The organism is Agromyces sp. S2-1-8 (assembly GCF_021129215.1).
GTDB classification, from domain to species: Bacteria; Actinomycetota; Actinomycetes; order Actinomycetales; family Microbacteriaceae; genus Agromyces; species Agromyces chromiiresistens.
The window spans coordinates 3,017,815-3,040,623 of the sequence record NZ_JAJOLP010000001.1 but is presented as its reverse complement, the minus strand read 5'-3'; the positions used below and the strand labels follow the sequence as shown (position 1 = coordinate 3,040,623).

Annotated in this window: 24 protein-coding genes; 15 read left to right on the top strand and 9 right to left on the bottom strand. The window is 72.1% G+C overall.

Annotation, left to right across the window (positions count from 1 at the left end):
• Window positions 1–32: 32 nt before the first annotated feature.
• From LR269_RS13990 to LR269_RS13970, 5 genes are all read left to right on the top strand, one after another.
• The gene (locus LR269_RS13990; RefSeq protein WP_231431370.1) at window positions 33–1,319 is read left to right on the top strand and encodes a GAF domain-containing protein; all 1,287 of its coding nucleotides are present in this window, start codon (window positions 33–35) and stop codon (window positions 1,317–1,319) included.
• 152 nt (window positions 1,320–1,471) lie between these two features.
• Window positions 1,472–2,995 (top strand): aldehyde dehydrogenase family protein, encoded by a 1,524-nt coding sequence (locus LR269_RS13985; protein WP_231431369.1) that lies wholly within the window; start codon window positions 1,472–1,474, stop codon window positions 2,993–2,995.
• Between the two features lie 12 nt (window positions 2,996–3,007).
• Window positions 3,008–3,427 carry a DUF779 domain-containing protein gene (locus LR269_RS13980; protein ID WP_231431368.1) on the top strand — a complete coding sequence of 140 codons (420 nt, stop codon included), beginning with the start codon at window positions 3,008–3,010 and terminating at the stop codon, window positions 3,425–3,427.
• A gap of 221 nt (window positions 3,428–3,648) precedes the next feature.
• Window positions 3,649–4,020: an FKBP-type peptidyl-prolyl cis-trans isomerase gene (locus LR269_RS13975; protein WP_231431367.1), complete on the top strand. Its 372-nt coding sequence runs from the start codon at window positions 3,649–3,651 to the stop codon at window positions 4,018–4,020.
• 72 nt (window positions 4,021–4,092) lie between these two features.
• A complete protein-coding gene (locus LR269_RS13970; protein WP_231431366.1) occupies window positions 4,093–4,776 on the top strand; it encodes a lysoplasmalogenase in 684 nt (227 codons plus the stop codon).
• Here LR269_RS13970 and LR269_RS13965 read toward each other — a convergent pair.
• A complete protein-coding gene (locus LR269_RS13965) occupies window positions 4,688–4,987 on the bottom strand; it encodes a protealysin inhibitor emfourin (RefSeq protein ID WP_231431365.1) in 300 nt (99 codons plus the stop codon). The two genes, LR269_RS13970 and LR269_RS13965, sit on opposite strands and share 89 nt — an antisense overlap.
• Before the next feature lie 22 nt (window positions 4,988–5,009).
• A complete protein-coding gene (locus LR269_RS13960; protein ID WP_231431364.1) occupies window positions 5,010–6,098 on the bottom strand; it encodes a M4 family metallopeptidase in 1,089 nt (362 codons plus the stop codon).
• 59 nt (window positions 6,099–6,157) lie between these two features.
• Here LR269_RS13960 and LR269_RS13955 point away from each other — a divergent pair, with 59 nt between their 5' ends.
• Both LR269_RS13955 and LR269_RS13950 read left to right on the top strand, forming a co-directional pair.
• Entirely contained in the window at window positions 6,158–7,048 is an 891-nt protein-coding gene (locus LR269_RS13955) for a hypothetical protein (RefSeq protein ID WP_231431363.1), read from the top strand.
• Between the two features lie 11 nt (window positions 7,049–7,059).
• Complete coding sequence (locus tag LR269_RS13950) at window positions 7,060–7,911, top strand: type II CAAX prenyl endopeptidase Rce1 family protein (RefSeq protein ID WP_231431362.1); 852 nt, start codon at window positions 7,060–7,062, stop codon at window positions 7,909–7,911.
• Window positions 7,912–7,936: 25 nt separating this feature from the next.
• On the opposite strand, the gene LR269_RS13945 is transcribed toward LR269_RS13950, so the two are convergent.
• The 3 genes from LR269_RS13945 to LR269_RS13935 form a co-directional block, all read right to left on the bottom strand.
• Window positions 7,937–8,389: a CHRD domain-containing protein gene (locus tag LR269_RS13945; protein ID WP_231431361.1), complete on the bottom strand. Its 453-nt coding sequence runs from the start codon at window positions 8,387–8,389 to the stop codon at window positions 7,937–7,939.
• Window positions 8,390–8,483: 94 nt separating this feature from the next.
• Entirely contained in the window at window positions 8,484–8,861 is a 378-nt protein-coding gene (locus LR269_RS13940; protein ID WP_231431360.1) for a DUF488 domain-containing protein, read from the bottom strand.
• 91 nt (window positions 8,862–8,952) lie between these two features.
• Window positions 8,953–9,714: an SDR family NAD(P)-dependent oxidoreductase gene (locus LR269_RS13935; protein ID WP_231431359.1), complete on the bottom strand. Its 762-nt coding sequence runs from the start codon at window positions 9,712–9,714 to the stop codon at window positions 8,953–8,955.
• A gap of 117 nt (window positions 9,715–9,831) precedes the next feature.
• Between LR269_RS13935 and LR269_RS13930 the strand changes: the two genes are divergently transcribed.
• Entirely contained in the window at window positions 9,832–10,512 is a 681-nt protein-coding gene (locus LR269_RS13930; protein ID WP_231431358.1) for a TetR family transcriptional regulator, read from the top strand.
• A gap of 153 nt (window positions 10,513–10,665) precedes the next feature.
• The gene (gene rpsO / locus LR269_RS13925) at window positions 10,666–10,935 is read left to right on the top strand and encodes a 30S ribosomal protein S15 (protein ID WP_231431357.1); all 270 of its coding nucleotides are present in this window, start codon (window positions 10,666–10,668) and stop codon (window positions 10,933–10,935) included.
• 135 nt (window positions 10,936–11,070) lie between these two features.
• Here the strand turns inward: rpsO and LR269_RS13920 are convergent, their stop codons facing one another.
• A complete protein-coding gene (locus tag LR269_RS13920; RefSeq protein ID WP_231431356.1) occupies window positions 11,071–11,616 on the bottom strand; it encodes a CGNR zinc finger domain-containing protein in 546 nt (181 codons plus the stop codon).
• Between the two features lie 115 nt (window positions 11,617–11,731).
• Here LR269_RS13920 and LR269_RS13915 point away from each other — a divergent pair, with 115 nt between their 5' ends.
• From LR269_RS13915 to LR269_RS13905, 3 genes are read left to right on the top strand one after another with little or no spacing between them, the layout of a single operon-like run.
• Window positions 11,732–12,784, top strand: a complete 1,053-nt coding sequence (locus LR269_RS13915) for a DMT family transporter (RefSeq protein WP_231431355.1) — start codon at window positions 11,732–11,734, stop codon at window positions 12,782–12,784.
• A gap of 9 nt (window positions 12,785–12,793) precedes the next feature.
• A complete protein-coding gene (locus LR269_RS13910; protein ID WP_231431354.1) occupies window positions 12,794–13,681 on the top strand; it encodes an LLM class flavin-dependent oxidoreductase in 888 nt (295 codons plus the stop codon).
• 37 nt (window positions 13,682–13,718) lie between these two features.
• The gene (locus LR269_RS13905; RefSeq protein WP_231431353.1) at window positions 13,719–14,345 is read left to right on the top strand and encodes a hypothetical protein; all 627 of its coding nucleotides are present in this window, start codon (window positions 13,719–13,721) and stop codon (window positions 14,343–14,345) included.
• A gap of 15 nt (window positions 14,346–14,360) precedes the next feature.
• Here the strand turns inward: LR269_RS13905 and trxA are convergent, their stop codons facing one another.
• Window positions 14,361–14,750: a thioredoxin gene (gene trxA / locus LR269_RS13900; RefSeq protein WP_231431352.1), complete on the bottom strand. Its 390-nt coding sequence runs from the start codon at window positions 14,748–14,750 to the stop codon at window positions 14,361–14,363.
• Window positions 14,751–14,799: 49 nt separating this feature from the next.
• On the opposite strand from trxA, the gene LR269_RS13895 reads away from it, so the two are divergent.
• Window positions 14,800–15,708, top strand: coding sequence for an alpha/beta fold hydrolase (locus tag LR269_RS13895; protein WP_374201167.1), 909 nt, complete (start codon window positions 14,800–14,802; stop codon window positions 15,706–15,708).
• Between the two features lie 50 nt (window positions 15,709–15,758).
• Here the strand turns inward: LR269_RS13895 and LR269_RS13890 are convergent, their stop codons facing one another.
• A complete protein-coding gene (locus tag LR269_RS13890; protein ID WP_231431350.1) occupies window positions 15,759–16,565 on the bottom strand; it encodes a glycosyltransferase family A protein in 807 nt (268 codons plus the stop codon).
• A 128-nt stretch (window positions 16,566–16,693) separates the two neighbouring features.
• Here LR269_RS13890 and LR269_RS13885 point away from each other — a divergent pair, with 128 nt between their 5' ends.
• The gene (locus LR269_RS13885) at window positions 16,694–17,923 is read left to right on the top strand and encodes an LLM class flavin-dependent oxidoreductase (RefSeq protein ID WP_231431349.1); all 1,230 of its coding nucleotides are present in this window, start codon (window positions 16,694–16,696) and stop codon (window positions 17,921–17,923) included.
• Entirely contained in the window at window positions 17,920–18,552 is a 633-nt protein-coding gene (locus LR269_RS13880; protein ID WP_231431348.1) for an FMN reductase, read from the top strand. The genes LR269_RS13885 and LR269_RS13880 overlap by 4 nt, the downstream gene beginning before the upstream one ends.
• Here LR269_RS13880 and LR269_RS13875 read toward each other — a convergent pair.
• Window positions 18,527–22,558, bottom strand: coding sequence for a DUF3376 domain-containing protein (locus LR269_RS13875; RefSeq protein WP_231431347.1), 4,032 nt, complete (start codon window positions 22,556–22,558; stop codon window positions 18,527–18,529). The two genes, LR269_RS13880 and LR269_RS13875, sit on opposite strands and share 26 nt — an antisense overlap.
• Window positions 22,559–22,809: the final 251 nt, after the last annotated feature.

Genomic DNA, 22,809 nt, shown 5'->3' with positions numbered 1-22,809 from the left:
TCCGCAACGACGCGATCGGAGACGGCGTGCCCGTGCCGCAGCGACCCCCTCGGGGCTTCGATGCCGATGCCCTGCGCGACCGACTCCTGCGCGCCCAGGACGACGCCCTCGCCTCGGGCGCGGTGCCCCCGACGCTCCGGCCGGTGGTTCGCGCCTCGTGGGAGCGAGCGCTCCGCGGGGCGATCGACCCGGCGCACGCGCTGCCGAGCATGGAGCTCGATGAGGACGGGTTCCGGGCCTACCGCGAGACGCACGCGCTCGCACCGGTGATGCCCGTGATCCGGCGGCTGCTCGTCGACGATGCGGGTGAGGCCGGCCTGGTCGTCGCCGTCGGCGATGAACACGGACGCCTGCTGTGGGTCGAGGGCGATCCCGCGCTTCGGCATCGGGCCGAGGACATGCTGTTCGTCGCGGGCGCCGACTGGTCGGAGTCGACGGTGGGCACGAACGCGCCCGGCACGGCGCTCCAGGTCGACCGCGGCGTCCAGATCCGCGGCGCCGAGCACTTCAACCGCATCGTCCATCCATGGAGCTGCACCGCAGCTCCGGTGCACGACCCGCAGACGGGCGCCGTGCTGGGCGTCATCGACATCACGGGCACCGATCACGCGGTGGCTCCGCACACGCTCCCACTCGTCATGGCGACGGTGGCCGCGGTCGAGGCCGAGCTCAAGCTCGCGCACCTCGAGTCCGCCGTGCGCAGCACGCTCCGGCGGACGCGGATCCGGCCGGTCGAGCCCGCGGCGACCGCGCTCGACGTGCTCGGCCTGCGCCGCCCCCGTCTCGGCGGTCGCGAGCTCGGCCTCCGCCACGCCGAGATCCTCACGCTGCTCTCCTGGCATCCGCGCGGCCTTCCTGCCGAGCGCCTCGCCGCACTCGTCTACGGTGACGAGTCGAGCACGGTGACCCTGCGCGCCGAACTCGTGCGGCTGCGGCGAACGCTCGACGCCGCGGGTGAGCCTCCGATCGCGTCCCGCCCCTACCGCCTCGTCCGGCCGCTCGCCCTCGACGCGCACGAAGTGCTCGCGCGCCTGCGCCGCGGCGCCCGCCGCCGGGCGCTCGACGCGTACCAGGGGCCCTTGCTGCCCGACTCCGCCGCGCCCGGCATCGTCGAGATCCGCGCCGAGGTGGCGAGCCGACTTCGCGAATCACTCCTCGCGGATGCCGCCCCCGAGCTCCTCCTCGACTACGCCGAGCGCGACGAGGGGCGCGACGACGTCGAGCTCTGGCGCGCCGTGCTCCGGCTGCTGCCCCCGCGGTCGCCGCGCCGTGCGTCGGTCGTCGCCCACCTCGAGCGACTCGACGCGGCGCTCGGCTGACCGGCCGCCTCCCGTCGACCGCGTGGTCCGCGCATCCCGTCGACCGGGCGCAACGCAGGTGCAACGTCCGGGCAACCGGGACGCAACCCCGCCCGGCCTACGGTGACGTCGTCCCAGCACGGGGCATCCGACAACGACGTCAAGGAGACACGATGACCGTGTACGCCGCGCCCGGCACCCCCGGCGCGCTCATCGAGTTCAAGCCGCGCTACGAGCACTTCATCGGCGGCGAGTGGGTGAAGCCCGAAGGCGGCGCCTACTTCGAGAACATCTCGCCCGTGAACGGAAAGGCCTTCACCGAAGTCGCCCGCGGCACCGCCGCCGACATCGACGCCGCGCTCGACGCGGCGCACAAGGCCGCACCCGCGTGGGGCCGCACGAGTGCCGCGCACCGCGCCGGCATCCTCAACGCGATCGCCGACCGCATCGACCGCAACCGCGAACTCCTCGCCGTCGCCGAGACGTGGGACAACGGCAAGTCGATCCGCGAGCCGTTGAACGCCGACCTCCCACTCGCGAGCGACCACTTCCGCTACTTCGCGAGCCTCATCCGTGCGCAGGAGGGCAGCTTCACGCAGCTCGACGAGGACACGGTGGCGTACCACTTCCAGGAGCCGCTCGGCGTGGTCGGGCAGATCATCCCCTGGAACTTTCCGCTGCTCATGGCGGTGTGGAAGCTCGCGCCGGCCCTCGCCGCGGGGAACGCCGTCGTTCTGAAGCCCGCCGAGCAGACGCCCACCTCCATCCTCGTGCTCGTCGAGCTCATCGCCGACCTGCTTCCGGCGGGCGTGCTCAACGTCGTGAACGGCTTCGGCGTCGAGGCGGGCAAGCCGCTCGCCTCGTCGAGCCGCATCCGCAAGATCGCCTTCACGGGCGAGACGACGACCGGACGGCTCATCCTGCAGTACGCGTCGAACAACATCATCCCCTCGACGGTCGAACTCGGCGGGAAGAGCCCGAACATCGTGTTCGAGTCGGTGGCCGATCGGCGCGACTCGTTCTACGACAAGGCCCTCGAGGGCTTCAGCCTGTTCGCCTTCAACCAGGGCGAGGTCTGCACCTGCCCGAGCCGCTCGCTCATCCAGAGATCGATCTACGACACGTTCCTGGACGACGCGATCGAACGGACGAAGCAGGCGAAGCAGGGCAACCCGCTCGACACCGAGACCCAGGTCGGCGCGCAGGCGTCGAACGATCAGCTCGAGAAGATCCTGAGCTACATCGACATCGGCAAGCAGGAGGGTGCGAAGCTGCTGCTCGGCGGTGAGCGCGCCGACCTCGGCGGCGACCTCAGCGAGGGCTACTACGTGCAGCCGACCATCTTCGAGGGCCAGAATCGGATGCGCCTGTTCCAGGAGGAGATCTTCGGCCCGGTCGTCGCCGTCACGAGCTTCACCGACTACGACGACGCCATCTCGATCGCGAACGACACCCTCTACGGACTCGGCGCCGGCGTCTGGAGCCGCAACGGCAATGAGGCGTACCGCGCCGGCCGCGACATCCAGGCCGGGCGGGTGTGGGTGAACAACTACCACGCGTACCCGGCGGGCGCCGCGTTCGGCGGGTACAAGTCGTCGGGCATCGGCCGCGAGAACAACAAGCTCGCGCTCGACCACTACCAGCAGACGAAGAACCTGCTCGTGAGCTACAACGAGAACCCGCTCGGGTTCTTCTGAATCGGGGCCGCGTTGTCGCTCGAACGATTCGCGGACGGCGTCGTCGGCCGGGTGGTGATCGCGGGGGAGTGGTCGTCGCGGGTGGAGCTCTCACCCGCGGCGGCGACGCTGCTCGACCGCCTCTGGTCGATGCACGGTCCCCTCATGTTCCACCAGTCCGGCGGGTGCTGCGACGGCAGTTCGCCGATGTGCTACCCGGCGGGCGAGTTCGTCACGAGTGAGGCCGACGTGCTGCTCGGCGAGCTCGAGCTCGGTCGGGATGCCTCGGGGTCGGCGCGCGTCGCCGGCTTCTGGATGTCGGCCGAGCAGTTCGCCTACTGGCGGCACACCCACCTCACCGTCGATGTCGTCCCGGGTCGCGGCAGCGGGTTCTCGATCGAGGCGCCCGAGGGCGTTCGCTTCCTCATCAGGTCTCGGCTGATGCAGGACTGAGGTCACCGCAGGGCGGCGGAACCGCCTGCCCCTGTCGTGCTCCCGGCGTGCCGGAACGCAACAGAAATCCGCCGCCCTGTGGTGTGGCACTGCCGACATCTCTACGGGGCGACGGATCTCTTAGGGTTCCAGCGTGCATGGTGTTCGCCAGTAGCGCAAGACCCCGGTGGACATCCGTCCGCGATGGACACGGGCACGTGGAATCCGTTTTGATTGAGGGCATGACCGATACGAACAGCAAGCCCGAGATCGACGCTCCCGAGGGCCCGGCCCCCGTCGAGCTCGTCATCGAAGACCTCGTCGTCGGCGACGGCGCCGAGGCCCAGCCCGGCTCGACGGTCGACGTGCACTACCTCGGCGTCGAGTTCGACTCCGGTGAGGAGTTCGACTCCTCGTGGGGTCGCGGACAGTCGATCAACTTCCCCCTCTCGGCCCTCATCACGGGCTGGAAAGAGGGCATCCCCGGCATGAAGGTCGGCGGTCGCCGCCAGCTCATCGTGCCCCCGCACAAGGCGTACGGCCCCGCCGGCGGCGGTCACCCGCTGTCGGGCAAGACCCTCATCTTCGTCATCGACCTGCTCGGCGTCAGCTGAGTCGGTCCGTGCTGTGAAGGCCGGTGGGCGAGCGCCCGCCGGCCTTCGTCGTCGTTCGGCTACGATTCGAGCGTGCTGCCCGCCTTCGCCCCCTACCTCGTCGTCTCGATCGGGCACCTCGTGCTCCAGTACGTCGGCCCCGCCTGGAGCGTGACCGCGACGAAAGCGCTGCTCATGCCGCTGCTCGCGCTCGCCGTCGTGATCGTCTCCCGTCGTTCGGGCGCGCCAGTGCCGGCCCTGCTGCTCGCCGGCATCGGGCTGTCGTGGGGCGGCGACGTGCTGCTGACGTTCCCGGGCGACCCCTGGTTCGTGGCGGGCCTCGCCTCGTTCCTGGCGGCGCACGTCGCCTACATCGTGCTCTTCCTGCGGATGCCTCGGGCCCGGCGTCGCCCGCCGGCCTGGGCGCTCGTCTATCCGCTGTGGGTCGTCGCGATGCTCGCCCTCCTGCTGCCCGGTGCCGGCGCGCTCGCCGTGCCGGTCGTCGCGTACGCGCTCGTCATCGGCGCGATGGCGGTGAGCGCTTCGCTGCACGGCGGCTGGATCGCCCTCGGCGGTGCCCTGTTCGTGGTCTCCGACTCGGTGCTCGCGATGGGGCGCTTCCTGCCCGGATACGAGTTCGCGGCGCACGACCTCGCCGTGATGTCGACCTACCTCGCGGCGCAGGGCCTCATCGCGTTCGGGGTGCTGCTGGCGGTTCGCGGTGCGGCGGCGCCGTCTCGCGCACCCGGTCGACCAGTTCTCGCCACGGACCGGTGACCTGGCGCTCGGCGAGCAGCGCCTCGTGCGGGGCGCACTCGATGCGGTAGACGTAGCGGTCGGGCTCGGGGGGAGCGGGGGGCACCTCGCGCCACGGCAGCTCGCCGATGAGCACGACCCAGGCGTCGGGGTCGGGCTGCTCGTCGACCTCGACGCGCCACGTGGTGCGGAGGCCGGCCAGACCCCCGGTGCGCTGCACGATGACCTCCATCGTGCTGGATGCTACTCCTCGATCAGGCGCCGCGCTCGGCCCCGTCGGTCGCCGGCAGCACGCCGACGGTCTGCCAGCCCGTGCGCACCGCGCGGGCCTCTCGCGAGTCGGCGCCGAAGCGCCGCTCGGCCTGGCGAACCGTCTCGGCCGCGAACTCGGCGAACGTCGCCGTCGGGCTCAGCCGCCCGGAGGTGAGCGTGTCGTACCAGATGCGGCCGACGTGCTCCCATGCGAAGCCGCCGAGTTCGCGCGCGGCGAGCGCGAACGCCCGGTTCGGGATGCCCGAGTTCAGGTGCACGCCGCCGTTGTCGTCGGTCGTCTCGACGTAGTCGCGCATGTGCGCGGGCTGCGGGTCGCGGCCGAGCACGTCGTCGTCGTAGGCGGTGCCGGGTTCGAGCATCGACCGGAGCGCCCTGCCCTGCACCTCGTCGGTGAAGATGTCCTCGCCGATGAGCCAGGTCGCTGCCTCGGCGTCCTGACCCAGCGCGTACTGCTCGACGAGCGCGCCGAACGCGTCGGAGGCGTGCTCGTTGAGTGCGCCCGGCTGACCCTGGTAGCGCAGGCCCGCCGTGTGCTCGGTGACGCCGTGCGCGAGCTCGTGGCCGATGACGCTCAGCGAATCGGTGAAGCCGCGGAACACCTCGCCGTCGCCGTCGCCGAACACCATGCGCTCGCCGTCCCAGAACGCGTTGTCGTAGCGCTCGCCGAAGTGCACGGTCGCCTCGAGCGGCATTCCGGCGCCGTCGATCGAGTCGCGCCCGAAGACGCGGTCGAACAGCCGGTGCGTGTCGCCGAGCCCGTTGTAGGCGTCGTCGACCGACTCGTCGCCCGTCGCGCGTTCGCCCTCGCGCCGCACGAGCCGGCCCGGCAGCCGCTCGGCGTGCTCCGCATCGGAGATGCGGCGGTCGGGCTGCGACGGCGCGTCGGGCAGCGCGGCGGGCAGTCGCGGCTCGGCGCGGTCGGGCGGCAGCAGCGGCGGCGTCCCGCGCAGTTCGCGTCGCGGCGCGTCGTGCAGCAGCGAGCGCCGGGCCGCCTCGGCGGCGAGCGGGAACCGGTGGGTGGCGTCGGCGATGCGGTCGAGCAGGTACGGAGGGACGATCGTCTGCTGCATGACTCGATCGTCGCACCGGCCGGCGACATCGGCGCCGCGCCGCGCCATAGGCTGGTGGCGTGACCAGCGCCCCGCTCCTCGGCCTCCTGCTCGACGTCGACGGTCCCATCGCGAGCCCGGTGACCCGGTCGATCGCGATCCCGTCGATCGCGCGCGATCTCGCGGCCCTCGCGAACGACGGCAACGCCGTGGTGTTCAACACCGGCCGGTCGGACGCCTTCATCGCCGAACGGGTCGTGCCGCCCCTCGTCGACGCGGGACTCGAACCCGGCGCGCCCGTGTGGGCGATCTGCGAGAAGGGGGCGGTCTGGGCGGCGATCGATCGTGGCGGGCTCGGCGAGGTCTTCGTCGACCTCGACCTCGCCATGCCCGAGGAGTTCACCGCCTACATGCGCGACGTCGTCCGGTCGCAATTCGACGAGGTCGCCTTCTTCGACGAGACCAAGCGCGCGATGGTGTCGGTCGAGCAGCACGTGCACGTGTCATCCGGCGACTACCTCGTGGCCCAGCCGCGCTTCGACGCGCACGCGCATGCGGCGCTCGCGGCCCGGGGCTTCGGCACGGTGCAGGGCGACGAGGAACGACCGGATGCCTCGGGCCGCGTGCACTGGCGGGTCGACCCGAGCATCATCGCCACCGACGTCGAGTCGGTGCGGCTCGGCAAGGATCTCGGCGCGGCACGCGCGATCGAGCTGCTCGCCGAACGCGGCGTCCGTCCGCGGCACTGGCGAACGATGGGCGACTCGCGGGGCGACTACCGCATGGCCGACTGGCTGCACGAGCGGGGCGAGTCGGTCAGGCACGTCGACGTGCGCCCCGCCGACGGCGTGCCCGCGACCGGGTACCCGGTGCTCACCGCCGGCGATCTCATCCACGACGAGGCCGGGGGGCTGTTCCTCGGCCGCTGGGCCGAGGCGTCGCGTCGCGGCGACCTCGGCGACGACGAATAGGGCGCACGCCGATGCCGAAGATCGACCTTGCCGACACCGCCGACGCGGCGGCGTTGCGCGCGCACCCGATCGCGCTCGTGCCCGCGGTCCTGGTGTGCGGCGCCGCCGTGCTGCTGTTCGGGTTCATGGCGCCGATCGCGGGCTACGCGATGATCGCGGTCGGGCTCCTCGCCGCGTGGCTCTGCGACCGTTCGGGGCGCACCGAGCGGCTGCTCGCCGACCTCGCGCTCATCGCGATCGGGCTCGTGATCATCTCGACCATGTCGCTGAAGGCCGACCTCAGCGATGCGGGCATGGTCCGATTCGCGCTCGTGCTGGGCCTCGCGGTCGCGGTGCCGTTCCTCGTCTCGCGCTTCGTCTACCGCGAACGGGTGATCCGCTTCCCCTGGCGCACGGGCCGCCGGTGGACGCGCACGCAGTGGGCCTACCTCGCGGGCGTCACGCTCGCCGGCTGGCTCGTGCTGCCGGCCTACTTCATCGGGTCAGGGGTCTACGAGAACTGGCCGGCGGTCGACGGTGCGAACGAGATCGGTCGGCTCGCGGTCGGGGTGACCGCGGTCGGCACGTGGGACGAGCTGTTCTTCATCTGCACGGTCTTCGCGCTGCTCCTGCGGCACTTCCCGGCCTGGCAGGCGAACCTCCTGCAGGCGACGGTCTTCGTCTCGTTCCTGTGGGAGCTCGGCTACCAGAGCTGGGGGCCGCTGCTCACGATCCCGTTCGCCCTCGTGCAGGGCTACACGTTCAAGCTGACGAAGTCGCTGACCTACGTGCTGGTGGTGCACCTGCTGTTCGACCTCGTCGTGTTCCTCGTGCTCGTCTACGCGCACACGGGTGCTCCGGCGATCTTCCCGTTCGTGCCCTGACCGCCGTCGCGACGCGCCGTGAGCGCTACTTCAGCTGCCCGCGCACCTCACCGCCGGGATACGTCGGCGTGTGCACGTTGACGTAGTACGCGCGCGGGTTCTCGGCGATGGCGTCGAGCACGGCCGCGTCGGCGTCGGCGCAGTCCTCGACGGTGAAGGCCGTGGCGTTCGGCACCGAGAGCGGCACGACGACGCCGCCGGCGACGCCGCGCGGGGCGAGGTGGATGTGCGCGGCCACGGCGCCGGCGGTGAGCCCCTCGACCTCGAGGGTGTAGCAGAACTCGCCGTCGGCGATCTCGAAGGCGATGAAGCCGTGCCCGCCGCCGGTGGCGCCGGTCGTCTCCTGCTCGTTGTTCAGCGGAATGGCCGGTGTGCCCGGTGGCCTGGCCTGCGCGGCGGCGGCCGCCGTGGTGAGCGTGAGTGCGGCGGCGGCCGCGAGGGCGAGGACGGCGGTGCGGGTCCGATGCTGCGCAATCATGATGAATGCTCGCTTCCTTCGGGTCACGACGCACGCTACGCTGCGCGGCGGTTCGCCTCAACCCCGCCGCGGTTCGCCTGCCGCGCGCGACGCGTCAGTTCCGCTCGACGACGGCTCCGTGGCCGGCGAGCCAGTCGAGCAGCACCTCGGCGTGGTTGACCTGCGTGTCGCGTGCGCCGTAGAGCAGCGTCACGCGATCATGCTCGCGCCCAAGCTCGAGCAGTGCGTCGGCTGCGGCGTTCTCGTCGAGTTCGGCGCGGTAGCGCGACGCGAAGTGCTCGAAGTCGCCCAGCCGGTCGGCGGCGTGGTGCCACTCGGTGCGCAGCTCGGGGGAGGGGGCGACCGCCTTGTCCCACAGGTCGAGCTCGGCGCGCTCCTTGCTCACGCCTCGCGGCCACAGCCGGTCGACGAGCACCCGGTAGCCGTCGCCCGCTTCGGCGGGCTCGTACACGCGCTTGATCACGAAGGCCATGCGCCCAGTCTCGCCGGGCGCGCTCGCCGAAGCAACGGATGCCTCGTGCCGCGGGTCGCGGCACGAGGCATCCGTCTCGTCGGAAGGGCGATCAGATCGCCGACCAGCCGCCGTCCGAGGCGAGCACGACGCCCGACACGTTCGCCGAGTCGTCCGACAGCAGCCAGGTGATCGCGGCGGCGAGCTGCTCGGGCTCGGCCGGCACGAGCGCGAGCGCGCCGAGCACCGGGCCCAGCACGCGGCCCGCGTGCTCCGACTTGAAGGGCGCCTCGATGTTCGTCTTCACGCCGCCGGGCGCGACCGCGTTCACGCGGATGCCCGATCCCGAGTACATGACCGAGGTGTTCTTCGTGAAGCCCACGACGGCGTGCTTCGAGGTCGTGTACGCGGCACCGGCCGAGGCGCCGCGCAGGCCCGCCTCGCTCGTGACGTTGACGATCGAGCCCGTGCCCTGCTCGACCATCTTGGGCAGCACCGCGCGGGTGAGCCGCATGACGGCGGTGACGTTGACGTTCATGACCCGCTCCCAGGTGGCGTCGTCGATCTCGGCGGCCGGCAGGAAGGCGTCCATGATGCCGGCGACGTTCGCGAGCACGTCGACCCGCTCGCCGGCGGCGGCGACGAGCGCCTGCACGTTCTCCTCGACGGTGATGTCGCCCGCGACGGCGACGATGTCGAGCGAGGGGTGCTCGGCGACGAGTGCGTCGAGGCGCTCCTTCGAGACGTCGGCCGCGATCACGCGCGCGCCCTCGGAGGCGAGTCGCACGGTGGTCGCGAGGCCGATGCCGGACCCGGCGCCGGTCACGATCGCGACCTTGCCGTCGAAGCGTCCGGGGGTGATGGCGGTGTTCATTGCTGCTCCTCAGCGGTGAGTGCGGCGTCGTGGGATGCGCGGCGTCGCGGTGGGTTCGCCGGTCGGGTTCGCGACCGGTCCACCAGTTATAACACTGAGTGTCATAAAATGTTCCCCATGCGACCCCGGGCACGCGAGAATGGCGGTGTGACGATGGATGCCTCCCCGAACGCCCGCCCGACCGGCGACGGGTCCTCGCGTGCGCCCCGCGGGCGCCCGATCGAGGTCGACGCCGATGCGCTCGCGGCGATCGCGCTCGCCCTCTTCGCGGAGCGCGGGTTCGACGAGGTCACGATGGCCGACGTCGCCGACGCCGCCGGGGTGAGCCGCCGTACGCTCTTCCGGTACTTCCCGTCGAAGCCCGACCTCGTCTGGGGCGGCTTCGACGAGGCCCTGGCGCGGTTCGAGTCGGCGATCGCGCCGGCGGCCGACCGGTCCCCGGCCGCCGGCGGCGGCGCGTCGGAGGCGGGCGGACGTGCGTCCATCGCCGCCCTCCATCGCGCCTACGTCGCCATGGCCGAGTTCCCGCCCGAGCTCATCGAGGTGACGCGGCAGCGCCTGCGCATCATCGATGCGTACCCCGCGGTGCTCGCCCACGGGCTCGCGAAGTTCGGCGCCGTGCACGAACTCCTCGAGCCGTACCTGGGCGACCCGGCGTCGCTTCGGGCGCACCTGCTCGCCGACCTCTACGTCACGACGGGCTTCAGTGCGATGCGCTGGTGGGCGCGCAGCGGCGACGGCACTCCGGCCGAGGCGGTCGACGCGGCGCTCACCCTGCTCGAGCGGCCGTTCGACTGAACTTCGGACGCGCTCCGCGTCGTGCTGGGTGGTCGGCCCCGAGGCATCCGCTCTGCTAGAGTATTGAGGTTGCCGTGAAACCGGCCGCGCATCAAGAGAGCCCAGGCATCCCGCCCCGGGCAGCGCGCAACGAGAAGAAAGGGGATCCCATCTATGGCACTCGAAGCAGACGTCAAGAAGGCGATCATCGAAGAGTACGCGACGCACCCCGGTGACACTGGATCCCCCGAGGTCCAGATCGCGCTGCTCACCAAGCGCATCAAGGACCTCACCGAGCACCTGAAGGAGCACAAGCACGACCACCACTCGCGTCGTGGCCTGCTGCTCCTCGTCGGTCAGCGCCGTCGTCTCCTCGGCTACCTCGCCGATGTCGACATCGCGCGCTACCGCTCGCTCATCGAGCGTCTCGGGCTGCGCCGCTAAGCACGGCAGTCCGCGCGGCTCTCGACGACACCGCGAACTTCTTGCGAAGGCCCCCGCCGAATCGGCGGGGGCCTTCGTCATGTCGGGATGCCTCGTGGTGATGCCGCAGATCCGACGGCCGGCTCGGCTCGCCGTTCAGGCGCTGCGCGCCCGGTGCGCCCTCGCCGCCATCCGGTTGCCGCAGCGCGTGCTGCAGTAGCGCCGCGAGGCGTTCTTCGAGAGGTCGGCGAAGATGCCGGTGCAGTCGTCGGCGGCGCACTCGCGGAGCCGGGCGGTCTCGTCGGCGCGCACGACGTCGACGAGCGCCATCGCCGCCTCGACGAGCATGCGCTCGGCGAGCGGCGCGTCGGGCGAGGTGGCGTGGATGTGCCAGTCGGAGCCGTCGTGGCGCACGAGGCGGGGGAGGGCGCGCGCCTCCTCGAGGATCGCGTTCACCTCGTCGACGACCTCGTCGCGCGGCCGGCCCCAGAGTGCGCGCAGCCGCTCGCGAGCCTCGCGCACCTCGTCGAGTTCGCGGGTGTCGCCGTCGTGCCGGCCCGAGTACTGCCACGCCGCGATGAGGGCGGTGAGCCGGGCCGTCGTCGCGAGCTCGTCGTCGCCCGACTCCGACGCGCCGGGCACGGTGTCGGCGAGGGCCGCCATGAACTCGAGCGCTGCGACGGTGTCATCGGTGAAAATCATTTGACTCCTGACCTTGGTGAGGGGTACTGTCACGAGCATAACGGTCTTCACTCATGACGCGGCAGTCTTTGCGGCGACACGCAGGGTGGCGGCGACGATCGGGCTGGGAGGCGACATGACGTCACGACGACGCGGGGTGCTCGGCATCGCGCTCGGACTCGCGGCAGGGCTCTCGTTCGGCATCGGCGGCGTGTTCGTGAAACCGTTGCTCGAAGCCGGCTGGTCGCCCGGCGCGGCGGTGCTCGCGCGCATCTCCATCGCCGCGCTCCTGCTCGCCGTCCCGGGCCTCATCGCGCTCCGCGGCGACTTGCGGCCGCTGTGGCGCGCCAAGTGGACCGTGCTCCTCTACGGGCTCGTGGCCGTCGCCGGCGTGCAGTTCTTCTTCTACGCCTCGCTCGAGCGCATCCCGGTGTCGATGACGCTGCTCATCGAGTACCTCGCCCCGATCGCGCTCGTCCTGTTCGCATGGCTGCGCACGCGGCGTACGCCGCAGCGGGTCGTGCTGGCCGGCTCGGTGCTCGCGCTCGCGGGCCTCGTGCTCGTGATCGGCCCAGGGGGCGGCGGCCTCGACCCGCTCGGGCTCGCCTTCGCCGCGCTCGCGATGATCGGCGTCTGCGTCTATTACGCGATCGGCGAGACGGCGGCCGACCAGCTGCCGCCCGTCGCGCTCATCGCCGCCGGCTTCGTCGTCGGCGCCGTCGCCCTCGCGGTCGCCGGCCTGACCGGACTGCTCCCGATGCAGGCGACGACCGCCGATGTCGCGTTCCTCGGCGCGCAGGCACCGTGGTTCGTCCCGCTCATCGCGGTCGGTCTCGTCTCGACGGCGTTCGCCTACACCGCCGGCATCGCCTCGATCGGCATGCTGGGCTCGCGGCTCGCCTCCTTCCTCGGGCTCTCCGAGGTCGTGTTCGCCGCGATCGCCGGCTGGATCCTGCTCGGCGAGGCCCTCGGTCCGCTGCAGATCCTCGGTGGGGTGCTCATCCTCGGCGGCATCGTGTGCGTCAAGCTCGAGCGGCCGGAGGCACGGGGAGTCCCGGCGGTCGAGCTCGGGGCCGAGCCGGTGCCGGTGACGGCCTCCCTGCCGGTCGTCGAAGGCCGGCGCGCAGCGCCGCCCGCTGCCGACGGGCGCGCGAGCGACCCCGCCCCGCACCCGCATCGAGCGGCCTAGGCTGGCGCCATGCGATTCGGCATCGTCATCCTGCCCCAGTTCGACTGGCCCGACGCCGCCCGGTACTGGCGCGCGGCCGAGTCCTACGGATTCGACCACGCCTGGACCTACGACCACCTCGCGTGGCGCAGTCTCGCGGGCCAACGATGGCATGCCACCGTTCCCACCCTCACCGCCGCGGCGATGGTCACCGAGCGCATCGGCCTCGGCACGTTCGTCTCGCATCCGAACTACCGCCACCCGGTCACCCTCGCGAAGGACATCGCGACCATCGACCAGATCGCGGGCGGCCGCGTGCTGCTCGGCATCGGCTCGGGCGGCACCGGATTCGACGCCCATGTGCTCGGACAGCCCCAGCTCACGCCCCGCGAGCGCGCCGACCGGTTCGAGGAGTTCGTGCACGGCCTCGACCGACTGCTCCGGTTCGAGGAGCCCGGCAGCGAGGGCATCTCGTTCGCGGGGGAGTGGTTCACGGCCGACGGCGCCCGCATGGTCGGGGAACCGGCCCAGCGACCGCGCATGCCGCTGCACCTCGCCGCGAACGGCCCGCGCGGGCTCGCGCTCGCAGCCGCCGTCGCCGACGGCTGGATCACCACGGGCGGCGACGACGACGGCACGGATGCCTGGTGGCAGGGCGTCGCCCGCCTCGTCGAGCGGCTCGATGCGGCGTGCGACGCGGCCGGGCGGGCGGGCGCGTCGATCGCGCGCACGCTCTCGCTCGACTCGGAGGCGCGGCTGAGCCTCGCGAGCGTCGGTGCCTTCGAAGAGGCGGTCGGGCGCGCCCGCGAACTCGGCTTCACCGACGTCGTCGCGCACTGGCCGCGGCCCGACGGCATCTACGCGGGTGACGAGCGGGTGCTCGACGAGGTCGCGGGCCGGCTCGACGCACTCCGCTGAACCCGGCTCCGAGGCATCCCGCGATAGCCTGTAGGGCGTGTCTGCGCCCCGCCGGAAGCCCCTGCTCGCCTGGGAGCCGCTGCCGTACCTCGTCGTCGTCGTGCTGCTCATCGCCACGAGCGCCATCCGCCCCGAGTCGCCGCCATGGCTGTTCTGGCCCTTCACGATCGCCCTCGTGGCCGCGATCGGCTGGGTCGTCGCCGGGCTCGTGCGTCGCCGCTCGACCAACCCCGACCAGTGGGGCGACCTCGCGACCCTCGACGGGCTCGAACTCGTGGACGCACCGCACCTCGAACGCGAGGTGCGCGCGGTCGCACCGGTGGCCGATGTCCGCAGGCACCAGCCCGCGCTCGAGCTCGCGCGACTGCACGGCGGGCCCGACCAGCCGGCGGTCCTCGTGCCGCGGGCGAATCGATGGCTGTCGCGGCGGTACCGCATCGGCGTCCAGCTCGTCGGCGGCGACCGGCCCCGCCACGCCGGATTCCTCGGCGAGGCGATCGACGAGCACTGGCGCGATCGGCTCGACGCGCTCGCCCGTCGCGGCGGCTACGTGCGGGTGCCGGCCCGCATCACCGGCGCCGCACGCCCGTTCGGCGTCGAGCTCGACCTGTCAGGGCTCGAACACGCGGTGCCCGCGACGACGAGCACGCCGGAGGCGGGCTGAGCCGCCGATCGGACGTCAGACGCCGTCGGTACCCGTCGCCCGGCCGTCCTCCTCGGAGTCGAGCTGGGCGCGCACCTGGTCCATGTCGAGCGCGCGCACCTGCGAGACGAGCTCGTCGAGCATCGGGCGGGGCAGCGCGCCCGCCTGGGCGAACACGCCGATGCCGTCCTTGAAGGCCATGATCGTGGGGATCGACGTGATGTTCATCGCCGCGGCGAGCTGCTGCTGGTCTTCGGTGTCGACCTTCGCGAACACGAGGTCGGGATTCGCCTCGGCGGCCGCCTCGTAGTTGGGCGCGAACTGACGGCACGGGCCGCACCACGCCGCCCAGAAGTCGACGAAGACGGTGCCGCCTTCGAGGATGGTCTTCTCGAAGGTGTCCAAGGTGAGCGCCACGGTAGCCATCGTTCCAGCCTAGGCGACGAGTCTGAGCGGGCGCCGAGCCACTATCGTGATGGTCGTGGCGGCGATCGACGAGGCGAGGGTGCTCGACGAGGCGCTGCCCGACATCGACTGGCACGTGCTCCCGCCCGGCACCGAGCGCACCGACTTCGCCGGACCGAGCGGCCGGCTCGCCCGCATCGCGCTGGGTCCGCCTGACGGCCGCCGCGTCGTGCTCGTGCCGGGGGCGACGGGGTCGAAGGAGGACTTCGTCCTCATGATGCCGCTGCTCGCAGCGGCGGGCTACCGGGTCGAGTCCTACGACCTGGCCGGCCAGTACCAGTCGTTCGAGGCCGGCCCGTGGAACGTCGACCCGCCGCGCGCCCGCTACGATCAGCGCCTCTTCCTCGACGACCTGATCGCGGTCCTCGACGACGGGGCGGGCTCGGCGCACGTGCTCGGGTACAGCTTCGCGGGCACGCTCGCGGGCCTCGCCCTGCTCGAGCGACCCGACCGGTTCGCGAGCCTGACGCTCCTGAGCTCGCCGCCCGAACCCGGACAGGCGTTCCGCGGCGTGAAGCGGATCGGCGCGCTGAGCGGGTTCACGACGCCGCGGCAGGGCGCCGCGCTCATGCTCTGGGGCATCCGCAACAACCTCAACAGGGTGCCGCCCGGCCGGCTCGCCTTCGTGCGCGAGCGGTTCGCGCTCACTCGCCGTGACAGCGTCGACGACATCATCGGCCTCATGATGGCGACCCCCGACGTGCGTGCCGAACTCGCCGCGACGCCCGTGCCGAAGCTCGTCGCGGTCGGCGAGCACGACCTGTGGCCGCGCGAGCTGCACGAGCGGTCGGCCCGTGAGCTCGGCGCCCGGTTCGCCGCCTACCCGACGGGCCACAGCCCCTGCGAGACCGCGCCGCACCAGCTCGTGCGCGACATGCTCGCACTGTTCGACGCGAGCGGGCCGGTCGACGGCCGGTGAACGGGATGCCTCGTGCGGGGCGCGTCGATGCATCCTCGCGCCGCCCGTGGTCAGGCCGGCAGGGCCTCGTCGCCGTCGGTGTCGCGGTCGACGGCCGTCTCGCGCAGCCCGGGGGCCTCCCAGACCCAGGCGGGAGCCCGGCGTCGCTCGGCACGGCGCGTGAGCGGCGGCCACTCGCGGGACTCGACCGACATCGTGTGGAACGCCATGCGGACCCGGCGCCAGAGCCCCGCCGCGCTGTCGAACGGGCGCGCGGACACCTCGACCGCGAGCCCGCGGTCGCGCACGACCGTCATGCCGGGCTGCATCCACCACGCGAGATCGAGGTCGTCGTGCACGTCGGCGCGGTCGCGGTGCACGAGGTGCCGGAGGCGCCGCCACGCGTCGGCTCGCATGGCGTAGTTGGAACCGAAGATGGGCGGGTGGCCGAGGAGCGCGCCGATCACGGTGAAGTAGCCGCCGATGTAGATGTTGCGCGCGATCCAGCGCACGAGCGCGGTGCGTCCGTAGAACGTGCCGCCGTTCGTGACGACGGTCGGCCGGTCGCGCGCCGACATGCGCCGCTCGATCTCCGCGAGCCAGTCGGGTGCGGGCACCGAGTCGGCGTCGAGGCGGGCCAGGATCTCGCCACGGGCGGCGTCGAATCCGGTCGCCGTCGCAGGCCAGATGCCGCGGTGCGGCTCGACGAGCACCCGTGCGCCGGCAGCGCGCGCGACGGCCGCCGTGTCGTCGGTCGAGCCGTTGTCGACGACGATCACCTCATCGGCGGCGCGGGTCTGGGCCGAGATCGCCCTCAGGCACGCGGCGAGGAACTCCGCATCGTCGAGACTCGGAATGACGACCGAAATCGTGCTCATCAGGCCGAGTGTATCGCCGCGCGAACGATCGGGCCGATCGGGAATACCGTGGCTACGACACCCGTTGGACCCGATGTATGCAGACGCATAGAATTGACGCATCACCAGATGAGCCCAGGAGCAGCATCATGCAGTTCGGTATCTTCACCGTCAGCGACATCACCCAGGACCCGACGACCGGTCGCACGCCGACCGAGGCCGAGCGCATCCAGGCCACGGTGACGATCGCCAAGCACGCCGAAGAGGTCGGCCTCGACGTCTTCGCGCTCGGCGAGCACCACAACCCGCCGTTCTGGTCGTCGTCGCCGACGACGACCCTCGCGTACATCGCCGGGCAGACCTCGACGCTTCAGCTGTCGACCGCGACGACGCTCATCACGACGAACGACCCGGTGAAGATCGCCGAGGACTACGCGATGCTCCAGCACGTCTCGGGCGGCCGCGCCGATCTCATGCTCGGCCGCGGCAACACCGGCCCCGTCTACCCGTGGTTCGGCAAGGACATCCGCCAGGGCCTGCCGCTCGCGGTCGAGAACTACGAGCTGCTGCACCGCCTGTGGCGCGAGGACGTCGTCGACTGGTCGGGCAAGTTCCGCACCCCGCTGCAGGGCTTCACCTCGACGCCGCGCCCGCTCGACGGGGTGCCCCCGTTCGTCTGGCACGGTTCGATCCGCACCCCCGAGGTCGCCGAGCAGGCCGCGTTCTACGGCGACGGCTTCTTCGCCAACCACATCTTCTGGCCCGCGTCGCACACCCAGCGCATGATCGCGCTGTACCGCCAGCGCTACGAGCACCACGGTCACGGCACTGCCGCGCAGGCGATCGTCGGTCTCGGCGGGCAGGTGTTCATGCGCAAGAACTCGCAGGACGCGGTGCGCGACTTCCGTCCGTACTTCGACAACGCGCCGGTCTACGGGCACGGGCCGAGCCTCGAGGAGTTCACCCAGCAGACGCCCCTCACCGTCGGCAGCCCGCAGGAGGTCATCGACAAGACGCTCGGCTTCCGCGACTACGTCGGCGACTACCAGCGCCAGCTCTACCTGCTCGACCACGCGGGGCTGCCGCTGAAGACCGTGCTCGAGCAGCTCGACCTGCTCGGCGGCGAGGTCGTTCCGGTGCTGCGCGAGGAGTTCGCGAAGGACCGCCCGGCCGAGGTGCCGGATGCCCCGACGCACGCGTCGCTCGTGCGCGCGAAGTACGGCGACGAGGCGCCTCGCCAGGCGACGCCGAACGCCAACCGCGGTGACAACCTCACCGTCGGCTCGCCCTACCAGGACACCGATGTCGACGCGACGGCCGCGCGGCAGTCCGGGTCGGCCTTCGGGCCCGCCGCGACCCGTCAGGGGGTGGCGCGATGACCGCCAAGAAGATCGTCGTGGTCTCGGCCGGCCTGTCGACGCCGAGCTCGACCCGTCAGCTCGCCGACCGGCTCGCCGCCGACGCCGTGGCGGCGCTCGGCGAGCGCGGCGTCGAGGCCGAGGTGCGCACGTTCGAGTTGCGCGAGCTGGCCCACGACATCACGAACCACCTGCTGCTCGGGTTCGCACCGCCGAAGCTCGAGGAGGCGCTCGACGCGGTCGCGTCGGCCGACGGCCTCATCGCCGTCACGCCGATCTTCACCACGAGCTACGCCGGGCTCTTCAAGTCGTTCATCGACGTGATCGACCCGCAGGCGCTCACCGACCTGCCCGTGCTGATCGGTGCGACCGGCGGCACGCCGCGGCACTCGCTCGCGATCGACTACGCGATCCGCCCCCTGTTCACCTACCTGCACGCGGTGCCGGTGACGACCGGCGTCTTCGCGGCGACGAGCGATTGGGGCGGCTCCGACGGCGACGGCGTGCGTTCCCTGCCCGACCGCATCTTCCGCGGGGCGGAGGAGTTCGCAGATCTCGTCGAGCGCACCGACCGCTCGCAGCTCGTGAACGATCCCTTCCAGCTCGACCGGCCGTTCGGTCACCTCATCGGCGGACTGGCGGGGGAGTAGCGGTCTCCTCCTGAACCCCGACCGGCTCCGCGTGCTCGCGAGGCCGGTCGGGCGCCGTGGCCGGGCGCGGCCGACGCGATCCGTGGTCGCGGCGTTCGACCCGGCGCTCGCCGTCGGCGTCGTGCGGACGATCCACGAGCGAGCCCGGCGTCAGGTCGTAGACGCCGTCGTGAGGCTTCGCCGCCGGCCCGGTCTCGATGCCGCGGAACCAGGGCGCCCACCAGAGCACCGTCCCGGCGACCCACGCGGAGACGAGGAACGCGATGGCGGTCTGGAGCGCCTCGAGGCCGGCCGCCGCCTCGACCTCGGGGCGGAGCGCGCCGTCGACCAACGCGTTCGTGCCCGTGTCGACGTCGAGTGCGTCGAACTGCGAGATCGATTCGAAGATCCATCCGGTCAGCGCCACGGCGAGCGCGGTGAGCACGCCGGCCACGAGCACGACCGCGATCAGCTGTCGCCACCGCATCGCCTGCGCGAACAGGGTGGCGGCGAGCGCCGCCGCGACGACGGCGGCCGCCGTCGCCCCCGGGAGCATGCCGGACCACGGTGCATCGAGGCTCGACGCCATGCTGCTGAGGACCACGGCGAGCTGGGCGGTCACGGCCACGGCGGCCGCACTGAGCACCACGGCGACGACCCAGCGCCAGGGCCGTGAGGGGCGAGCCGAGGGAACCGTGCGGAGGCGCCTGCCTGCGATCTCGGCCACCGCGACTGCGGCAAGGAGCGTCACCCAGAACGGGACGCCCCACAGCGGGTAGTAGAGGCAGGCGAGCACGAAGAGGCCGATGAAGCCGAAGGCGAGCACGACGAGCGCTGCCCGCACCGGCCGAGACCGCCGTTCGGCATGGTGGATCACCGCGAACTGACGCGAGTCCGCGTTCGTCACATCGGCGACGATGCGGGCGTGCGCCCGGTGCGCCCGGGCGCTCGAGACGAGCCGCAGCACGACGAACGCGACGAGCGCCGCCGTGACGACGGCGATGAACGCGCCGCTGTCGCCGATGGTCGCGGAGGGCTCGAGCGTGCTGTCGAGCTGCGGCCAGGTGAGCAGCACGCCGCAGGCGATGATCACCGATGCGAGGACGAGTCGCGGTGGAGACAGCAGCGTCGGGACGAGGACGAGCAGTGGTCGAAGCAGCCAGTGCATCAACCGCGTCGGCGAACCGCCACCGCTTCCGCGCACCATCGCGGCCGAGACCGTCCGAACCGTTCGCGAGGCCAGAGCGAGCCGATAGCCCGAGCCGAGCGCCTCGATGTCCTGGGCGCCGCGCACGAACTGCCCGCGGATGCCGTCGGGCTCGCCCGACGACACCGCATCGGCGTAGGGGCGCGCGCCGGCATCGCGATCGAGTTGCCGGAGGAGAGCGTCCTGTACGCGCTCGACGGCGTCGTCGACGTCGAGCGCGCCGCGCGGCGGGTCGGCGGCCGGCCGGTCGGGGCCCTGGTCGGTCGCATCCGTGCCGTCGGGCGCCGGCGCGGCCTCCATGCTGTCGAGCAGCCGGACGAGCCCGGCCGCGGCGTCGAGGCGGCCCCACCACCAGTCGTTGCGACGCCACGCACGGCTCATGAACCCCGCGAAGGCGGCGATCCGGAGGCCCGCCAGCTTCGAGGTCGAGCGGAGTGCGCCGTCGTCGAGCAGTCGCGCGACGGTCTCGCGATCGAGCTGAGAGGGGTCCTTCGCGAGAACCGCACGGTACCCCTCCAGGATCTGTGCGTCGAGCAGCGTGCGGAAGTGACCGACCCTGGCGGGCTGCGTGTCCGAGCCGATCGTGTGGAAGCGGATCGTGGAATCGGGCAGCGGAATGCCGCTGCCGCCGAAGATGAGCGGGAGTTCGCGCGCGAGCACGATGCGCTCGCCGGGCGCGGGGAAGCGGTACCACGGCGAGTCCGACCACCGGGTGGACCGATCGCTCGCGAGTTCCACCCCGGCATGCTGCAGCCAGCCGACGATGCGGTCGAGCTCCGCCCACAGTGCGTCGCGGCCGCGCGGGGATGCCGCATTGCCGGCGAGCCACGCGACGGCGAGGTCGCGGGCACGTTCGGGAGTGAGCGAATGCTCCTGGCGCGACATCCCGTCGACCTCGTCGACGACCCCGGAGACCGCTGCGTCGCGGTAGTCGCGCGCGCGCCGGAGGGTGGCGTAGAGCGCCTCCCGAACGGCCTGGCGAGTGCGGTCGGCGGTGCCCGGACGGTCGCCGAGCACGGCGTCGAGCTCGGCGAGCCCGATCGAGCGGAACGCGTGGTCCTCGATGGCCCTCACCCACGCGAGGCACGCGAACGCGGCGTCGACGAGCGCCTGCGCGCCCTTCGAGATCGCGTCGGGCGGCACGCCGTCGATGCCGTCGGCGACGAACTCGCCGATGACGGAGCGGAGCACCGGGGCGAACCGGCCGATGTCGAGGCGGTCGAGCGCGCGGTGCGGCGGACGTTCGAGGAGGTCGGTGCCCAGTGCCCACTCGCCGGGGCGGGTCAGCACGTCGCGGAGGAGCTCGAGATCGGTCGCCGAGCGCATGCTCGCGTACGCGAGCTCGTCCGGTGTCGCTGCGCCGTCGGAGCCGGTCGCGGGGCGGGTGTCGAGTCGAACGGCCAGCAGTGCGCCACGACCCTTCGCGACGATCTGCGAGGTGCGTGCAGCATCGACGCCGTCGATCTCGTCTTCGCCGTTCTCACCGCTCGCGCGCTTCCGCACCGCCGCGAGGATGGGTGAGAGGAACCTGGAGAGCGGATCCTGCCGCTCGGTGCGGGGATCGGGCGGGAGCTCGGGAACGGGTCCCTCGTACCGATTGGCCCGGATGAGCCAGTGCGACGTCTCCTTCGGCGATGGGTCGAGGTAGACGAGCACCCGGTTCACGTGCTCGTTCGCCGGGATGTTGCGCACCGCCCGCAGCGCCCGGTCGATCGGGATGTTGTCGAGCACGCCGCCGTCGACGACGCGGAAGGGATGGTGCGCGCCGTCGACGCGATGCGCACTGAACACGTTGCGCATGTCGGGCGGGTTCGTCACGACGTCGGGTGCGGCCAGGGCGTCGTCGCTCGAGTAGATGAGCGCGGGCTCGAAGGCGCCGGGGAACGACGAGGTCGTGCGCGCCGCGTACGCGATCCGTCGTACGTCGCGGTCGAATCGGACGTTGCGGGGATCGTTGAGCCGGTCGACCCTCGGGACGGCCCGGTCGGGTACCGGGTCCCCGTCGGTGCCGACGAAGCGGAAGTGCGCGTGACCTTCGGCCGCACTGCGTTCGCTCGTGTCACGGCCGTCGATCAGCGTCGCCGACAGGTCGACGACGACGTGCGGTGCGATGAGCGCTCGCCGGCCGGATGTCGGGATCTCGCCGTCGGCGGGGCGGCCGATGTCGGTGAGCTCCTTCGTGAGCTCGCTCCAGAAGTACTCGTCGCCGCGGAACACGGAGTCGAACGCCGCCGGCTTGCCGGGTTGCAGCAGGCTCCACGCCGACCCGGCGCGGAGCCAGACCGGCAGGAGGCCGTTGACGTCGACCCCGGCGCGCTGGGCGACCGCGTACATGACGGCGTTGAGGCCCCCGGCGCTCGCGCCCGCGAGCACGTCGAACTCGACGCGGTCGTATCCGCGCGAGTACAGGAGCCGGGCGTAGAGATCGGCCCGCTCGACGAGGCTTCGATCGGGAGCCGTGTCCGAGGGGTCGATGAGCAGCGCCTGCGCCGCCGGGTCGGACTCCTTTCGGTAGATGCGGATGTGCCGGAGGATGTCGAGCTCGGCGACGGCCCCGCCGATCCAGACGGCGAGGCTGACACCGCCCTTCATCGCGAGTGCGACGCGCAGGCCGCGCGAATGGAACGGCCGGGCGCCCTCCGGCAGGTACACGCGCGGGTTCGGGTCGGGCACCGAGGCCGGCCCGTGCCGGCCGGGTGCGGCGTCGGTGCCGGCCGGGTACGGGAAGTCGCCGTACTCGAGGTCGCCGTCGCGCCCGCGGGGCCGGGCAGGATCGAGCACGAGCTTCACGTAGTCGTGCGGCACCGTCGCATCGGACATCGCGGACTCCTTCGTCCCAGCCGCGGCCCGTCGACGGGCGGGCCGCGCACAGCGTAGGACGGCGTTCGCGGCGAGGCATCAGGGAAGGCACTGAAGACGCTGGTCGCGCCATGATTCCTTTGGAATCCCACGAAGCCAGGTGAGAGATCCTCGATATCACTCGTGCGACCGTCCTCGCGGCGGTAGCCTTGCAATCGGGACGCGGCCGGAGGGCCGCGAACGCCACGCGCATTCCGATCGGGGCGGGTCAC

What these genes read in the sequence shown, in the direction of transcription:
- LR269_RS13985 (WP_231431369.1), top strand. Translation starts at nt 1,472, where the DNA reads ATGACCGTGTACGCCGCGCCCGGCACCCCCGGCGCGCTCATCGAGTTC.
- LR269_RS13975 (WP_231431367.1), top strand. Translation starts at nt 3,649, where the DNA reads ATGACCGATACGAACAGCAAGCCCGAGATCGACGCTCCCGAGGGCCCG.
- LR269_RS13965 (WP_231431365.1), bottom strand. Translation starts at nt 4,987, where the DNA reads ATGGAGGTCATCGTGCAGCGCACCGGGGGTCTGGCCGGCCTCCGCACC.
- LR269_RS13960 (WP_231431364.1), bottom strand. Translation starts at nt 6,098, where the DNA reads ATGCAGCAGACGATCGTCCCTCCGTACCTGCTCGACCGCATCGCCGAC.
- LR269_RS13950 (WP_231431362.1), top strand. Translation starts at nt 7,060, where the DNA reads ATGCCGAAGATCGACCTTGCCGACACCGCCGACGCGGCGGCGTTGCGC.
- LR269_RS13945 (WP_231431361.1), bottom strand. Translation starts at nt 8,389, where the DNA reads ATGATTGCGCAGCATCGGACCCGCACCGCCGTCCTCGCCCTCGCGGCC.
- LR269_RS13940 (WP_231431360.1), bottom strand. Translation starts at nt 8,861, where the DNA reads ATGGCCTTCGTGATCAAGCGCGTGTACGAGCCCGCCGAAGCGGGCGAC.
- LR269_RS13935 (WP_231431359.1), bottom strand. Translation starts at nt 9,714, where the DNA reads ATGAACACCGCCATCACCCCCGGACGCTTCGACGGCAAGGTCGCGATC.
- LR269_RS13930 (WP_231431358.1), top strand. Translation starts at nt 9,832, where the DNA reads ATGCGACCCCGGGCACGCGAGAATGGCGGTGTGACGATGGATGCCTCC.
- rpsO (WP_231431357.1), top strand. Translation starts at nt 10,666, where the DNA reads ATGGCACTCGAAGCAGACGTCAAGAAGGCGATCATCGAAGAGTACGCG.
- LR269_RS13920 (WP_231431356.1), bottom strand. Translation starts at nt 11,616, where the DNA reads ATGATTTTCACCGATGACACCGTCGCAGCGCTCGAGTTCATGGCGGCC.
- LR269_RS13915 (WP_231431355.1), top strand. Translation starts at nt 11,732, where the DNA reads ATGACGTCACGACGACGCGGGGTGCTCGGCATCGCGCTCGGACTCGCG.
- LR269_RS13910 (WP_231431354.1), top strand. Translation starts at nt 12,794, where the DNA reads ATGCGATTCGGCATCGTCATCCTGCCCCAGTTCGACTGGCCCGACGCC.
- trxA (WP_231431352.1), bottom strand. Translation starts at nt 14,750, where the DNA reads ATGGCTACCGTGGCGCTCACCTTGGACACCTTCGAGAAGACCATCCTC.
- LR269_RS13895 (WP_374201167.1), top strand. Translation starts at nt 14,800, where the DNA reads ATGGTCGTGGCGGCGATCGACGAGGCGAGGGTGCTCGACGAGGCGCTG.
- LR269_RS13890 (WP_231431350.1), bottom strand. Translation starts at nt 16,565, where the DNA reads ATGAGCACGATTTCGGTCGTCATTCCGAGTCTCGACGATGCGGAGTTC.
- LR269_RS13885 (WP_231431349.1), top strand. Translation starts at nt 16,694, where the DNA reads ATGCAGTTCGGTATCTTCACCGTCAGCGACATCACCCAGGACCCGACG.
- LR269_RS13880 (WP_231431348.1), top strand. Translation starts at nt 17,920, where the DNA reads ATGACCGCCAAGAAGATCGTCGTGGTCTCGGCCGGCCTGTCGACGCCG.
- LR269_RS13875 (WP_231431347.1), bottom strand. Translation starts at nt 22,558, where the DNA reads ATGTCCGATGCGACGGTGCCGCACGACTACGTGAAGCTCGTGCTCGAT.